Below are 569 nucleotides of genomic sequence, written 5' to 3'. Positions count from 1 at the left end.
GTTGGTACGTTACAGGCTTGCGCTTCAAGAGGAGAGAGTGGAAAGCCTTCTGAGCGTGATGGCATGCAGAATATATCCAGAGCTTGGTAGAATCGTTGCATGTCATCCACCATCCCTAAAAATGTGACGCGGTCACTCACTGCGTATTGTCTAGCAAGTTGTGCCAGTTTTTGACGCTGGCTGCCATCACCTGCAATCACCAGTTCAATGCTGCGTGGTAAGTAAGAGAGTGCAGCAATCGCGAGGTCGTGGCCTTTAACGTGCTCTAAGCGGCCCGCGCAACCGATCAGTGTTTTATCACTCGGCAGGTGGAAGTGTTTACGAGCCACACCCATTGACCCTGGCTGGAACTTATCACCGTCAATTCCATTTTTAATCGTGATGGTGTTTTCGTATGAGAAGTGGTTCAGCAGGGCGTTTTTAACCTGATCCGCATCGGCGACCAACTGGGGTTTTGAGATGTTTAACGCGACTCTTTCAAGACGACGGTGCTTAACATTGTTTAAGTGCCAAACATCATGCTCGGTGTGAATTCTTATTGGAACAGACGCCAATCTCGCTGCCAGACC

1 protein-coding gene is annotated in these 569 nt (G+C 49.4%); it reads right to left on the bottom strand.

Features of this window, described 5'->3' with window-relative positions:
- Positions 1–569: glycosyltransferase (locus ACP45E_RS02115; RefSeq protein WP_141707186.1), on the bottom strand; the 569-nt coding region annotated here is incomplete at both ends.

It is taken from the genome of Vibrio genomosp. F10 str. 9ZD137 (assembly GCF_049974785.1).
In the GTDB taxonomy this organism is placed as follows: Bacteria; Pseudomonadota; Gammaproteobacteria; order Enterobacterales; family Vibrionaceae; genus Vibrio.
This window is presented reverse-complemented; position numbering and strand designations above follow the sequence as displayed.